A 13620-nucleotide genomic window follows, 5' to 3' on the forward strand; every position below is an offset into this window, starting at 1 on the left:
GTGTTCGGATGGGTACGGAGGTGGTCGAGGACGGCTTGCCGGAGTGCGCCTCTGGGTAGCCGAGATTGCTCGCCGGCCCGTCTGTCGGTTCGCGAACTGCCGAGGTCGGCTCCGGCGCGGCGGTAGGGTCGCGCCCTCATGATGTCTTCCCGTCGGTGATCCGGTCAGCCGCCATGATCACCCTCGGTCTGGCAGATGGAGCAGGCAGAGCCGCCGATGCTGCCCGGGGAGGCACAGCTCGAGTCGTCCTGTTGGGGATCGACGACCCGGCCCAGCCTGGCCGCAAGTCGGCTGTACTCGGCATGACGGCTGCCGGCGTTGAGGTCTCGGGCCAGTGCTACGGCTTGGTGGACCAGGCGCGCGTCGGTGATGGACAGCAGGAAAGTCAGCAGATCGTCGGGCTCCGGATGCCACGTGTCATATCCAGTCGATGGGTCGATGTCGCGTCGGCGTAGGAGTGGCCGCGTTCCGTCAGCGTTGGGCTCGCCGTGCAGGGCCGGGTCCCAGATGCGGATCTGGTTGCCGCCGGCCTCTTTCGCCGCGTACATCGCGACGTCGGCCCGGGTCCGGGCACGTCGCGCGTCACCTGCGTGGCCGCTGTTGCTGGCGATTCCGATGCTGGCTCGTGGCTGCACCCGGCGGCCGGCGATGACGGCCGGGCCGGCCATGGCCGCGCCGATCGCCGTCGCCAGGCCTTCGGCGTCGGTACCGGGCACGACGATGGTGAACTCGTCCCCGCCTTGGCGGACCAGACATCCGCCGGCCGGAACGGCTCGGGCGAGCCGGTACGCGACGGCCGACAGGTACCGGTCGCCGGCGGCGTGCCCGAAGTTCGCGTTAATGGCGTGGAGGCCGTCGACGTCCGCCAGCGCGACGGTGACCAGTTCGCCGGAGCGGGTGGCGTCGTCGAGCCGGGCCTCGACGACGGCCCGGGTCGGCAGTCCGGTCAGCGGGTCGCGCAGGGCGCGGTCGACGCGGGCGTGTGCCCAGGCCCGCCAGTGGACGGTCGCGATGACGAATCCGGACGCGAACGCGGCACCACCGGCCGCGACAGGCGTACACACCGGCCCGCCGTAACCGGTCATGATGGCTGCGCCCGCGACCACCGCTGCGATACCGGCGACGGCGATCTCCACCAGCGCCGTGGCCCAACGTGTTGTCGATCCGGTTTCGGAGCGAGCCGCCTGGGCCTTCACCGGTGGCTCCCTGCGATCGCTGGCACCGTGGCTTCTGGAGCTGGTCTGGTGTTCGCGCCTACGCCGAGGCCGAGTCGGCCTCCGATGACCGGTCCGAGCCGGACCGAGGCGACCGCGGCGGGCAGGTGCCGACGTTGCCAGCCGGTCAGTGCCCCGCCGAGATCGGCGCCGTACTTCGCGACCTGGGTCAGCGCGGCGACGAGCCCGGCTGCCTGTTCGATGCCGTTGTTGACCCCACGTGCGGTGTGTGGTCGCACCGGAGCCAGCGCGTCGCCGAGCAGGGCGGCGTAGCCGTCTCCGACCGGCCACACCATCTGCCGTGGAGGCTCGATGTCGGCGACAGCGACCGCCGTACGCACCGTGGTGGTGTGCACGACGGCTGCCTGAGCCGCCGTCAGGGTGCCGGCAGCCGCGACGTCGACGTGATCGCGTGCCTCAGGTCCGACGTGGTGAGGCAGGACGAACGGGCGCCGCTGCGGCGAGGCGCCGAACAGGCGGGTGTACTCCGCCGGTGTGGCGTCGAGGTAGAGCGTCCAGTCGGCGCCGTCGGGCAGCGGCGCGACGTTGAACTGTACGCCGGGGCAGGGTTCGAACCGTTCGAAGTGGGCCAGACCCGCGACGGTGGGCGCCGTTCCACGGTGTGCGACGTATCCGGCGTAGCGCATCCGCCGGTCGGGTTCCAGCAGCGCCCGGCCGGTCGAGGCGCGACCGTCGGCGAACACCACGACATCGGCCCGACTTACCGAGCCGTCCGCGAAGTGCAAAGTAGGCATGCCGTGGTTCGTGCGCAGGTCCGTCACCCGGTGGCCGGAGTGGACGACGGCCGGGGGCAGGCGGCGTGCGAGTGCGGTGTGCAGCAGCGGCCAGGTTGTGTAGCGGCCCGGGTAGACCCGATGGGTCGTCTCGGTCCGGCCGTCCCGGATCCGGGTGTGGACAATGCGTTCGGATCGGACGTGGACGAACTCGGACTGGTCGACGCCGAGGCGGTCGAGCACGTCCAGCGTCGAGTGTTCGACGGTGAGCAGCCCACCGGTCTGCGGGCGCGCGTCGGGGACGGCTTCGTAGACCGTCACGTGCTCGAATCCGGCCTGCAGCAACAGCAGTGCTGTCGCCGGGCCGGTCAGGGATCCACCGACAACGGCGACTGACAGTCGTCGCGGGCCGGTGGGGTGATGGTGTTCGGTGCCCATCTCGGGCCTCCTTCGCAGATGAAGGAACCCGGGCAGGCCAGCGGCCGTGCCCGGGTTCACAAGAGGGTTGTGTGCCGGGTACGGCCGGACCGCGCCATTTATGGCCGATCACAGCGGTACGGGTCGTGCGGTCGGGACGTCAGCCGGTCAGGTCAGCGCCTCGTGCGTCTGCTTGACCGGATGGGGACGGGTCAGGTGTTGCGGAGTTCGCCGTTCAGGTCGGCCTTCTCCGGGTCCATCAGGTAGGCGTCCGGGATCGGGTCGTCCTCTCGGTGGACCCAGCCGTAGCCGTCGAGGCTGCCGCGCATGATGCTGCGGAATGTCGCGTCGAGCGTCGGCGTCGGTTCGCCTTCGGTGGCCGCCTCCATCGCGCGGAGCTGCGCGTTCAGCGTCTCGGCGGCGGCGACGAGCTCGTCGGTGGACAGGGTGTAGATGCGGCCGTGCCGGGTGATGGCCAGTGTCCGGGCCCGGTCGACGGCCTCGCGGACGAACGCGGGGAAGAACCCGGCCATGGCCTTGGCAACCTGCGCGTAGTCGGTGTCCGGGTCGAGTTTCCGATCGCCGACGACGGCCTTGATCAGCCGCTCGACACCGGCGGCGTCGAGGGCGGCGATCTCGATGACCGCGTCGAACCGGCCGGGCCGCAGCATGCCTTTGTGGATGCGGTCCAGGTGGTTCGTCGTGACCACCAGCATGATCTCCGACCCCTTGGACGTGGCCCCGTCCAGCGCCTCCAGCAACCGCGACACCTTCTCCGTGTCGCCGGTCGAGGTCTCGTTGTCGATGTCCTCGATGAACAGCACGGCCGGCTGGTAGAGCCGGGCGGTGCGCAGTGTGTCCTCGATGGAGTCCCGGCCGGCTTTGGCGAACACGGCCGTCCAGCCGTGCTCGACCGCCAGTTGTGCGGTCACCAGTCCGGCCGAGGTCTTGCCGGTGCCATACGGGCCGTGCAGGAGGACGGCCCGCTTCAACGGGATCCGTTCGGCGCGCAGGTCGTCGGCGTGCCGTAGCGGCGCCCACAGCGTGTTCTCCAGCAGCCTGCTGGCGGCAGTGGAGAACACGATCTCGGCCGGGTCGAACCCGGTCAGATCGATGAACTGCGGCGCGTTCGCGCCGACGATGGCCGAACCGCGGTAGATGCTGCCGCCGGCAAGTTCGGAGTCGATGTCGGCGAACAGGGCGTCGATCTCGGCGGCGAACCGGCGCGGGCCGGTGACGACGAGTCCGAAGATGTTGCCGTACTCCCGTTCGGAGGCCTCGTGCGCGATCAGCGACACGCCCTTCAGCGCAGGCAACGACAGCCGGCCTTCGGGCACCTGCGCCTTTGCCGTCGTGCTGATGTCGATGGTGCGCAGCTGCGGCGGTTCGCTGCCGAACATGTGCATCGTCCGTTCGCCGAACGCGCCGCCGTAGCGGCGCTTGAGCACGGACAGCAGGGCGTGGGCGCCGTCGTTGAACCGGTACGGGTAGACGCGGTGCCAGCGGGTCTCGGTGCCGGCCTCCCGCTCGGCCCGGTCGATGATGTCGCGGGCGGCCTCGTAGGTGGTGCCGGTGGGGACGAGGATCTTGGTCCCGTCGTAGAACTCGACTCCCTCCCCGGCGACCATCGCCGTGCTGCCGCTCATCCGGTCGGCCAGCACCTTCAGCAGGTCCTCCGCGCTGACGCCCAGGTCGGGCATCGTGGTGTTCCGGTCTGTCATCGCTGGTCCTTTCTGTTGTCGCCGCACGAGGTGCGCGGCGCGGGATTGTTCTCGGACGCAGCGCCGTCGGTGGCGGCGTCCGGATCGGCGGGGGGCAGGGTGCATGGCCCGCCGAGTTGGGCGATCTGGATCGGCAGCGCACTGACGTCACCGACCCGACGCGCGTAGTCGATGTGTTCGGCGACCGCTCTGCGGGTGGTGGCGTCGACGGCGCAGTGGATGAGGTGGCGGCAGCCGGCCTGGGCGGTGCGGTGCGCCGCCGTGTCGAACCTGCTCCAGTCACTCATCGGATCGCCCGCCTCAGCCGCGGGTGCGGTGGCGGTGGTCTTCGACCCGTCATGATCAGGACCTCCATACGGAAAGGGCCACACCGCAGCGGTGTGGCCGGCGACTGGCATTGGGCGGCGGGCCGTCCGAGGCCTACTGCGCGTTCGTTCAGGTCTGCGTGCGGGTGATCATTCGGGCCGGTCCGGGGCGGACCTGAACGTCGAGGAGGAACAGCCACCGGCGACGGCCGCGGTGCACGGCGATGCTGAGGTCGTCGCGGTGCAGCTCGGGATCGATGAGGGAGTCCGACATGTTGTCCGCTCGCCACTGCAGCCGGATGACGTCGCCGACCCGCAGGAACATCGCGATCGAGTGCCAGATCTCGTCGAGCTCGGCCGCGCTGATCCTCGCGAACGCCGTGGCCCCCGGCAGGTGCCGGTCGTGCCACCGTTGTCGGTCGTCGAAGCCGGCGATGTCGCCGCTGACGTCGATGCGCCGACGCCGGTCGAGCGCGTCCGCGTCGGGGAACAGCCGCTGCTCCATCGCCGTGTAGAGGCGCGGCTCGGTGATCGAGGGCGATTCCAGCCCGGCGTCGATCCACGAACCGGTCGTGCTGCTGTGGAACGTCACGTTGTCTGCCCGTGGTAAAGCCTGCACATCTCCGACGAACAGGGGCCTGACGGGGTCGAGGTCGTCGCCGGACAGCGTCCGGTGATGGTGTTCGACGGGTCGTTGGTCGGTCATCGATGCATTCCTCTCGTGATGGTCACTGGCGGATGCGCCAGTCCTGGCGGAGCTTGTGCCGCAGCTCGGTTTCCAGGTCGTCGATCTGGGTTGCGGAGATCGCCTCGTAGTGCGTCCGCATGTCCGCCAGCGCGGCGGGTCGCAGGCCTGCCTGACTCCACATGCGCGCGTACAGGCCGGCGGCGTGGGTCGGTAGTGGCACCTCGAGGCTGACCTCGGACAGCACCGCACAGCACTCGGCCGCGGTCCCCGGCCGGGTGTCGTCGCCCGTGGCGAGCCGGTCGAGGATTTCGACGCAGTGCGCCCGGTACAGGTCCTCGGTGCGAAACAGCGAATGTGTCGGCGCGAGCAGCCGGAAGCTTGCGTCGACGGCAGCGGCGGCGTCGGGATGCCGCGCCGCCGCGGCGGCAATCTCTTCGTCTGCCCACCGCAGTGGACCGGAGAGCTCCTGCATCGCCTGCTGGACGTCGGAGACGAGCGCCTGCAGGACGTCGGAGAGCTCGGTCGGCTTCACCGGGCACCTCCGTCCGGCAGCATTCCGTCGGGCGGGGCTGTAGCGACCGGACGTGCGCTGGCGGGATGGACGTTGGTGGCGGTCCGGATCAGGCGGATGCGGATCCGGTGACTCTGGATCGGATGGTTGCGCGATGTGCGCATGGTGGTTGGACTCCTTCCGTCGACTGGGACGCGCGTCGCTGAACCCGAATCGGGCATTGCCTGCGACGGCTGCGAGAGGACCCTGCATCGTGGTGCCGGTGAGATCGGCAGGCGTCGTCGGCGTTGGAAGAGCCGATGAGATGCTGGCGGTACTGCGTGGGCGAGGCGGGCGGACGGGGTACTGGTCGCGGCCGACCGGCCTGAGACGGCGGGTGGGCGAGTTGCGACTGTCCGGTCCGGCGGGCCATGGCCCGGGTGGAACGAAATGGTGTCAAGAGACGCTACGACCGTAGCCGGTCCACCCAACTGGGCCTCGCCGCCGCAACAGTCCTGACCTGCACGGTTGGGCTCTGCCGCCGCCCTCGGCCGTGCGAGTTGGGCCAGTTGGGTGACGGGACGCCGGCGGGATCCAGCCTGGCCTACTCGGCGGCCGGGTCCTGGTCCAGGAGGTACAGCGGATCCTGGTCAGCGGTCGGCGGCCCGGGATCGAAGGTGCCCACCGCGCCCGCTACGCTCGGCAGGTCCGCCAGACCGACCCTGTCGGCTCCGCCGCCGACCACTGTCCACACCGGACCGGCCGGCCCGACGTCGGTGGCGTACCGCCGGTTGGCCGTGGCGACCGGCACCACGGGCGGCGCCGTCGACGCCAACCGGGCCACGAGGTTCGCTTCCCGCGCCGGTGTCGGCAGCCAGAACAGCACCGGCCACGCGGGACCGCCGACGAGTCGCAGCCGCTCGTACGGGGCCACCTTGGCCGCCAGCACCGACTGCGTCTCGTTCCCGAGATCGGTCTCCAGGAAGAACGCGACCTGCCGGCCGGCGTCTCGCCATACGCCGTGTCCGTCGGGATGGACCCGCCGCCCGAACGCGGCCGCTGTGCGAGGCCCGGACCACCACCGGGCCAGCCGTGCGTCCGGCCGGCGGCGGGACAGGGCGATCAGGTCGACGAAGAACTGGTTGGTGGCATCGACATGCGCCAGGTGCGAGGTAGCCACGACCCGGTCCTGCATCTCCCGCACCGCTTTGGTGGTCGGTGGCCGTCCGCCGTCGCGAAGCGCGACGTAGCGGGCCGCCAGCAGCCCGGGCAGCCAGTGCGTCGGCAGACGGCGTCCTCGTCGGATCGGCACGAACCAGTCGACGAAGCCGAGCGTGCGTAGCGCAGCGAGCCGGTTGCGGCAGGTTCGGTCGGAGGTGAACAGGATCGCCGCGATCTGCGCCGTCGTCAGCGTGCGGTGCTCGTACAGCAGCGATGCGATGACGAGGTCACGCGGCTCAAGCCGCCACGACACCGCCCGCAGTGACTCGGTGAGCCGGGCGCCGGACGTCACCGGCGGCCGGATCGAACCGCTCTCTTTACGCCTCCTCCCCGGTCGGGAGGTAGTCCCCACAGGGATATTTCGGGGCGGGCTCGGATCGGTGACGTCGGCCTCCTACCTGTGCGTTCGCTTCGTTGAGCGTCGGTGGTTGCGGCACGGGGTCAGACCCGGGCCGGTGCCTACGGGTCTACCCGGGGTCATGCCCCTTACCGGATCGGCGTCTGGCGAGCTGTTCGATGCCGGTGGGCTGGTGCGGCCCTGTCCGGGTGACCGCTTGCCGCAGCGTCAGCGCCTCGCCCACGATCGGCAGGGGTGGCCGGGTGCGCATGGTGAACGCGGCGGTCTGCCGTGATCCGACGACGAGACGAGCGGCAGCGGTGTACGCGTCCAGGTGCGCCAGGTCGTGCGCGTCCAGCTCGGGTTCTGTGTGGCGGGCCAGCTGGTTGGCGTCCTCGGGTGAGCACGCGAAGTAGAGCTTGTTGCGGGCGTTCGCCGACAGCGCCAGTTGGGTCTCGCGGGGCAGTTGGCTGAGGTTCTGGTGGGTCAGCACGAGGGACAGGTGGTACCCGCGGGCCTCGGCGAGCATGTCGGTGACGGAGCCGGCGAGGTTGAGCACGTTGTGGGCTTCGTCGATGTAGCAGACGGCGTCGCGGCGCTCCTTTTCGGGGGTGCGGGCGCGGGCGGTGGCGGCCTGCCACACGGAGGCGAAGACGAACGAGCCCATGAGCTTGGCGGTCTCCTCGCCGAGTTGGCCTTTGGGGAGGCGGGCGATGAGGATGCCGCCGTCGAGGATTCGGCCCATGTCGAAGCTCGACTTGGGCACGCCTAAGGTCTGGCGGACGAAGTCGCGCAGCAGGAACGCCCGCAGCCTTGCCAGGACCGGTCCGATGACCTGGGCCCGCAGTGGTGGGGGAGTGGACTCGTACCACTCCCAGAAGCCGCGCAGGCCTTCCGGGTCGTCGAGGTCGGCGGTGAACCGGGCCCGGAACTGCTTGTCGTTGAGCAGCGGCGGGACCAGCGTCAGCGTGGCGTTGGCCTTGCGCATCAACGTCAGGCACGCCACGCGGAGGACGTCGTCGATGCGGGGTCCCCAGTGCCGTTGGAAGATCTTGGAGAAGATCGCCACCACGTTGTCGACCACCAGATCGTGGTCGTGCCCGGCGAGCGGGTTCAGGGTGGCGCCGCCGGGCTGGTCCGGGTCGATCAGGACCACCTTGTCGGCCAGCTTCGCGGGGATGCGGTCGAGGACGTCGAGGGCGAGGTCGCCTTTGGGGTCGATGAGGACGACACCGCGGCGGTTCTTGATGTCATCCATGATCATGTGGCAGAGCTGGGTGGACTTGCCGGATCCGGTCGACCCGAGGACGTGGATGTGTTGCCGGGCGTCGACGATCGGCACGGCGACGGCGTGGTCGCCGACCTCGGCCCGGCCGAGGACCTTGGTGCCGTGGCCACCGGTCGGTACGGCGACCGGTGCGGGGACGGCGCGGGCACGGGCCCGGTCGAGGCCGGGCACCGACAGGTCGACCGGGAGCCCGGCGACGACGGCGAGCTCGTCGACCGACAGCAGGAACCCGCGGGACAGCCGGCGTCCGGAGAGGACGGCTGCCGCGTGGCTCAAGGTGCGTCGCCGGAAGCGGTTGCGGCCGGTGTAGGTGCCGAAGGAGGACGCGATCGCGTGCGCGACGGTGGCCAGACGTCCCCCGGTGATGTCGGGCCCGCCGGACCGGTTGGTGGTGACGGCATATCGGATCGCGGTCTCCCAGTGGGGCCGCAGGCTCTTGTCGACAGCGGGTCGGGCGTCGCGGTCGCGGATCGGGTCCGCCGTCGGGGTACGGCCACCGGTGGTGCGGACGCGGCGGGGAGGTCCCGGAGTGGCGAGTTCGGTGACGATCTCGGTGATGAGACTGAGAGCACCGCGCAGCAGTCCGGTCGGATCCAGGAGCCCGCCCGACGGTTGCCCTGTGCGTAGCCCGGCGGCGGCGCGGCGAAGCCTTGCCGACCGTCGTGGGGTGGCGGGTCGGGTGAGGATCTGCACGCAGGCGTGTTCGCCGGTGCGCAGGCCGCCGAGTGCGGCGACGAGCGCCCGGGTCGGGTCGGTCGGGTGGTCGACGGTCAGCGGATACCAGGCGGGGAGCGCGGGGTGGAGGGTTCCGCCGACCACGTGGGCCGTGTTCGGGACGGGCGGGGCCGCGTCGGTGACGGTGACGGCGGCGCCGGGCCAGGCCGCCCGCACGGCCGCGGCGACCGGTGCGGCCGGAACGGTGCCGGGCAGCCAGACGACGATGGTCAGCTGCCGGCCGGTCCACCGGTATTCGACCGCGACGTGCGGCGTGCCCGACACGATCCGACGGCCCGGAGCGGGTGCGAGAAGTTCGCTCAGGTTGGTCCACCACGCCGCGGCGCCGGCCGGGTCGACCTGCGCCGGTGGCGTGACCGTGATTTGTTGCGCGCCCTCGACGAGGCGTCGGTGGCGTCGGCTCCGTACGACCGATTGAACGGTGGCGCCGGCGACAACGGCGGTCACCGCGACGGCGGCAAACCAAGGCCGCCCGACGATCGCCCAGGCCAGGTGGTGAGCAAGCTCCAGCACAGGTGGCTCCTCAATCGGTGTCGGGGTCGAGGTCCGCGACCCCCGCCGCGAGGCCGTGTTCGCGGCCGGAGGCGACGGTCTGGAACGCCACCCGGTGCGATCCGGCGAGCAGGAGCGCCTCACCCCGGCCGGCGGCGAGGAGCATGCGGGCCTCGCCCGCGGTGAGGGCGAACGTGGCGGTGATCCGATCGATGGCCTGTGGTGCCTGGCGCATCAGGATCTGGGTGGCGGCGTTGGCGATGACGGCCTGGCCGAGGTCGCTGCCGAGCAGGTCGGCGGCGTCCTGCGTGACGACCGCGACGCCGGCACGGCGTTTGCGAGCGGCTTTGGCCAGCCGGTACAGGAACTTGGCGCCTTCACCGTCCTTGAGCAGCGTCCACGCCTCGTCGACGACGACGAGCCGACGGACGTCGACATCGGCACGGTCGACGTCGCGCCAGATCGCGTCGAGGGCCAGCAGCATCCCGGCGGCGCGGAGCTCGTCGGACAGTTGCCGGGTGGACCAGACGATCAGGTGCCCGGCCGGTGCGGCGCTGGTGGGTCCGTCGAACAGCTCGCGGAACGACCCGTCGACCCACGGCGAGAGCCGCACGGCGAGGTGTCGGGCGGCTTCGTCGTCGGTGGTGCCGAGGGTCGCGGCGAGGTCGCGGAGCAGTGGTGCCGGCCGGGTCCAGGTGGCGGGGTCGTTGCTGATCCCGGCGGCCGCGTAGGTGGCCGTGATCGCCTTGTCCAGGGCGGCCCGTTCGCCGGGCGGGGGCTGTTCGCCGAGGAGGACGGCGATGAGCGTGTGCAGGAACAGTGCCCGTCGGGTCAGGGCGTCGGGTCGGGTATCACCGGGTGGGACGTCGAGCGGGTTGACCCGCACCCCGGGCGCGCCGAGTTGGATGGTGGTGCCGCCGACGGCGGCGCACAGGCGCAGGTACTCGTCTTCGGGGTCGATGACCGCGACCTGGACGCTGTCGTAGAGGCTGCGCAGGACGTCGAGCTTGACGAGGTAGGACTTGCCGGCGCCGGAGCGGGCGAGGATGACGGAGTTGTGGTTGTCCTGCGCCCAGCGGTCCCACCACACGACCCCGGCCGTCGCGGTGTTCACCCCGTACAGCACCCCGCCGGCCGGGACGCCTTCGCCGGGCAGCGGCGCCGGCAGGTCGGCGCACGCGAGCGGAAAGGTGGTGGCGAGGGCGTCGGTGTCGAAGATGCGCCGCATCCGCAGCAGGTCCGCCCCAAACGGCAGGGTCGACAGCCACCCCGGGAGCTGCCGCCAGGTGACCGGTTGGGTGTCGAGCAGCACCGATGCGGCGGCCGCGCGGACGTCGGCGACCGCCTCGGCGAGGTGCTCTTCGGTGGGTGCGTGGACGCACAGGTAGTGCCCGACGCGGAACAGACGGGCGGCGCCGCGGGCGAGGCGGTCGGCGAGGTCGGCGGCGTCTTCGGCGGCGGCGTCGGTGGACGGGTCGTTGAGCCGGCCCTTGTCGGCGTCCAGCCGACGCACGGATTCCAGCCGGGCCCGCTGTTGGCGCAGCCGGGTCGTGGCGGTGGCTGCCGGGACGGGTTCGATGTGCTGGACGAAGTCGATCCGGCCGGGCAGTGACAGCAGCACGTCCGGCCAGCCGAGGCCGACCTCGGGTGGGTAGCCGGTGATGGCGACGACGGCGGTCCAGCCGTCCCCGACCTTCAGAAAGCGCGGGGTGACCTCGACCGCAGCCGGCCCCACGACCTCGGCGAGCCCGGCGTCTGGGCGGCGATGCTTCATGACGACCTCGCTGCGGTGACCGGATCGTTCGGCGGCGTGCGGGGCCAACTGGCGTCGGTCGGTGCGAACGGGTCGACGGCGGCGGTCACGACGGCGGTGGCGGTGGCGGCGTCGAGAACGGCCGACCGGCAGCCGACCGCCGTCAACGATGCCGCGGTGTGCTCGGCCCGCCGGACCGCCTCGCCACGCGCACCGGCGGGTGCGACGCAGGCCACGGTGACGGTGCGTCCCAACGGATCGCGGTGCTCGGCCAGTTCGTCGAGGAATGCGGCGTAGTCGAGGGCGGCATCGGCCAGCGCCGGGTGTGGGAGTTCGTGGGCCGCGTCGGCGATGCGGGTGGCCTGGCTGGACAGATCGACCCGCTGGGTGGACACGACGACCTGGACCGGGCCGGTGAGGCTGTTCAGCCACCGCCCGTAGGCGCCGACGATCGCCGCCTGCTCCGGCCCGGTCCGCAGGTCCACGTTGACCGTCGTCGCGACGACCAGCGCCACCGAACCGGTGTCGGGCACGGCGATCGAGCCGTCGTCGTCGATCGCGGTGGCGGGCAGGCGCAGCACCGCCGGTAGTGGACGCCGCTCCGATACCGGTCCCCATCCGGACGGCTCGACCGGCTCGGTGGGTACCGCCAAGCGCGGTCGGCGTCGGTAGCGGACGGCGGCGAGTAGCCACGCGTCGAGCGGAAGCCCGTCGCGGCGGCCGAGTGCCAGCACCGCCGCGGCACCGGCCACCGGCACCAGCACGGCCGCGGTCACCGCGAGGGGTACGCGGTCGCCGATCGCCCGCCACAGCAGGTACGCGATGGCGGCGGCCGCGGCGAGGATGGCGATCTGGCGGGCGGTCAGCCCCCACAGGATGCGGTCCGGGGCCTCGACATCGGCGGGCACGCGCGCCGTGCACGGCAGGTCGGTCATCGGTTCGGTCATCGTGGCCTCCGGTGGTTGCGGTCGATGCCGGTGGTCGGCGGCCGGACGGGCCGGATCCGGGGCATCGCGGTCGCCGGGGTCACCCCGGCCGGGATCGACGGTCGGGGTCCGCGCGGTGTGTTCGGCTGGACGCCGGCGGCGCGGATCGGTGGACGGGTCGACACCGGCCTGGTGACCGGAGGTGGTGCCGGGCGGCGGGGCACGGTGCGTGTGTACAGGTCGACACCGGTGGCGAGTTCGTCCCTGGTGTACGGCCATACGGTGCGTCCGGTCGGCCAGGCGATGCCGACGCGGCCCTGTCCGGCGCCGCGCGGCGGCGGAAGCTGCGTCCCTGCGTTCGGAGCGCCGCGTGGCCGGGACATCCGGGCCGGCACCGGTGTGCGGCCGGTGGACGGGACGCGCACCAGCCCGGCCAGCCGCTGCACAGTCACCATGCGCAGGGCCATGCCGATGAGGTTGGTTCCGGCGCCGCCGTGGGTGACGTAGCGGCGGATCAGGGCCGGGATTCGGATGGTGGCCCACAGCAGGCAGATGACGATGAACAGGCGGACCGTGCCGGTCGGGTCGTTCGGTATGCCGAGGGCACCGGTGTCGGCGTTCGGGTCGAGGAAGATCGTCATCGTGGTCGACACGGCGAGGACCTGCAGCACCACCGTGGCCAGCGTGCCGAGCAGGGACCGCCACCACAGCCGGGCGGCGGGGTCGGTGAACGGGGTGGCATGGCAGGCCAGCGCTACCGGTGAGATCCCCACCAGGACGATGAGCAGCCCGACCCGGATCAGCCAGGTCGCCAGCAGCATCGCGGTGAGGACGGTGAGCATCGCGACGGCGATCAGGCCGAGGAGGGCGTTGGTCTGGTCGGTCAGTGCCGGCCCGACCAGGGTCCGCAGTTGGGCGATGGTCTCGTCGGTGTCGACGTCGCCGAAGGTCAGGGCTTCGGCGACGGCGTTGGCGGCCTCGATGAGGGCGCTGCAGATGGGGATGGCGAAGTTCGCGGCGATGAACCCGATCACCAGCCGGGGCGCGAGTTCGCCGAGGCTGTACCGGGTCTGCACCGTCCCGTAGCTCATCACCAGCACCCCGATGGTCAGGACGGCCACGATGAACGTCACGTTGACCACGCCCTGTGCGGTGGAGGCCATTGCCTCGACCTGCGCGATCGTGGTGACGTCGGGGGTGGTGAACGCGGATGCCGCTAGGTCCCAGAGCAGGCCGAGGATCGCGGCTAGCAGGGCGGTCAGGGCGGTGAGGATGCCTTCGAGGAAGCGGCCGGCCATG

General features: G+C 71.5%; 11 protein-coding genes. All 11 read right to left on the reverse strand.

Annotated features, from left to right (window positions below; genetic code table 11):
- Nucleotides 1-164: 164 nt before the first annotated feature.
- Nucleotides 165-1085 (reverse strand): GGDEF domain-containing protein, encoded by a 921-nt coding sequence (locus Voc01_RS44950; protein WP_203933891.1) that lies wholly within the window; start codon nt 1083-1085, stop codon nt 165-167.
- A 107-nt stretch (nt 1086-1192) separates the two neighbouring features.
- Nucleotides 1193-2386, reverse strand: a complete 1194-nt coding sequence (locus Voc01_RS44955; protein ID WP_203933892.1) for an FAD-dependent monooxygenase — start codon at nt 2384-2386, stop codon at nt 1193-1195.
- A 191-nt stretch (nt 2387-2577) separates the two neighbouring features.
- Nucleotides 2578-4086 carry an AAA family ATPase gene (locus Voc01_RS44960; RefSeq protein ID WP_203933893.1) on the reverse strand — a complete coding sequence of 503 codons (1509 nt, stop codon included), beginning with the start codon at nt 4084-4086 and terminating at the stop codon, nt 2578-2580.
- A complete protein-coding gene (locus tag Voc01_RS44965; protein WP_203933894.1) occupies nt 4083-4373 on the reverse strand; it encodes a hypothetical protein in 291 nt (96 codons plus the stop codon). The genes Voc01_RS44960 and Voc01_RS44965 overlap by 4 nt, the downstream gene beginning before the upstream one ends.
- A 148-nt stretch (nt 4374-4521) precedes the next feature.
- Nucleotides 4522-4983 carry a hypothetical protein gene (locus Voc01_RS44970; RefSeq protein ID WP_203933895.1) on the reverse strand — a complete coding sequence of 154 codons (462 nt, stop codon included), beginning with the start codon at nt 4981-4983 and terminating at the stop codon, nt 4522-4524.
- A gap of 136 nt (nt 4984-5119) precedes the next feature.
- Entirely contained in the window at nt 5120-5611 is a 492-nt protein-coding gene (locus Voc01_RS44975) for a hypothetical protein (protein ID WP_203933896.1), read from the reverse strand.
- A 562-nt stretch (nt 5612-6173) separates the two neighbouring features.
- The gene (locus Voc01_RS44980; RefSeq protein ID WP_203933897.1) at nt 6174-7082 is read right to left on the reverse strand and encodes a replication-relaxation family protein; all 909 of its coding nucleotides are present in this window, start codon (nt 7080-7082) and stop codon (nt 6174-6176) included.
- A gap of 175 nt (nt 7083-7257) precedes the next feature.
- Nucleotides 7258-9663, reverse strand: coding sequence for a type IV secretory system conjugative DNA transfer family protein (locus Voc01_RS44985; protein WP_239160941.1), 2406 nt, complete (start codon nt 9661-9663; stop codon nt 7258-7260).
- Between the two features lie 10 nt (nt 9664-9673).
- Complete coding sequence (locus tag Voc01_RS44990; RefSeq protein WP_203933898.1) at nt 9674-11416, reverse strand: VirB4 family type IV secretion system protein; 1743 nt, start codon at nt 11414-11416, stop codon at nt 9674-9676.
- Nucleotides 11413-12342, reverse strand: a complete 930-nt coding sequence (locus Voc01_RS44995; protein WP_203933899.1) for a PrgI family mobile element protein — start codon at nt 12340-12342, stop codon at nt 11413-11415. Before Voc01_RS44995 ends, Voc01_RS44990 begins: the two co-directional genes overlap by 4 nt.
- Nucleotides 12339-13619: a hypothetical protein gene (locus Voc01_RS45000; RefSeq protein WP_203933900.1), complete on the reverse strand. Its 1281-nt coding sequence runs from the start codon at nt 13617-13619 to the stop codon at nt 12339-12341. Before Voc01_RS45000 ends, Voc01_RS44995 begins: the two co-directional genes overlap by 4 nt.
- Nucleotide 13620 lies beyond the last annotated feature (1 nt).

This window comes from Virgisporangium ochraceum, from assembly GCF_016863655.1.
Taxonomy (GTDB): Bacteria; Actinomycetota; Actinomycetes; order Mycobacteriales; family Micromonosporaceae; genus Virgisporangium; species Virgisporangium ochraceum.

Excerpts from the sequence above, each read along its gene's own strand:
- Voc01_RS45000 (WP_203933900.1), bottom strand. The coding sequence starts at position 13,619 with ATGGCCGGCCGCTTCCTCGAAGGCATCCTCACCGCCCTGACCGCCCTG.
- Voc01_RS44960 (WP_203933893.1), bottom strand. The coding sequence starts at position 4,086 with ATGACAGACCGGAACACCACGATGCCCGACCTGGGCGTCAGCGCGGAG.
- Voc01_RS44950 (WP_203933891.1), bottom strand. The coding sequence starts at position 1,085 with ATGACCGGTTACGGCGGGCCGGTGTGTACGCCTGTCGCGGCCGGTGGT.
- Voc01_RS44995 (WP_203933899.1), bottom strand. The coding sequence starts at position 12,342 with ATGACCGAACCGATGACCGACCTGCCGTGCACGGCGCGCGTGCCCGCC.
- Voc01_RS44990 (WP_203933898.1), bottom strand. The coding sequence starts at position 11,416 with ATGAAGCATCGCCGCCCAGACGCCGGGCTCGCCGAGGTCGTGGGGCCG.
- Voc01_RS44965 (WP_203933894.1), bottom strand. The coding sequence starts at position 4,373 with ATGAGTGACTGGAGCAGGTTCGACACGGCGGCGCACCGCACCGCCCAG.
- Voc01_RS44955 (WP_203933892.1), bottom strand. The coding sequence starts at position 2,386 with ATGGGCACCGAACACCATCACCCCACCGGCCCGCGACGACTGTCAGTC.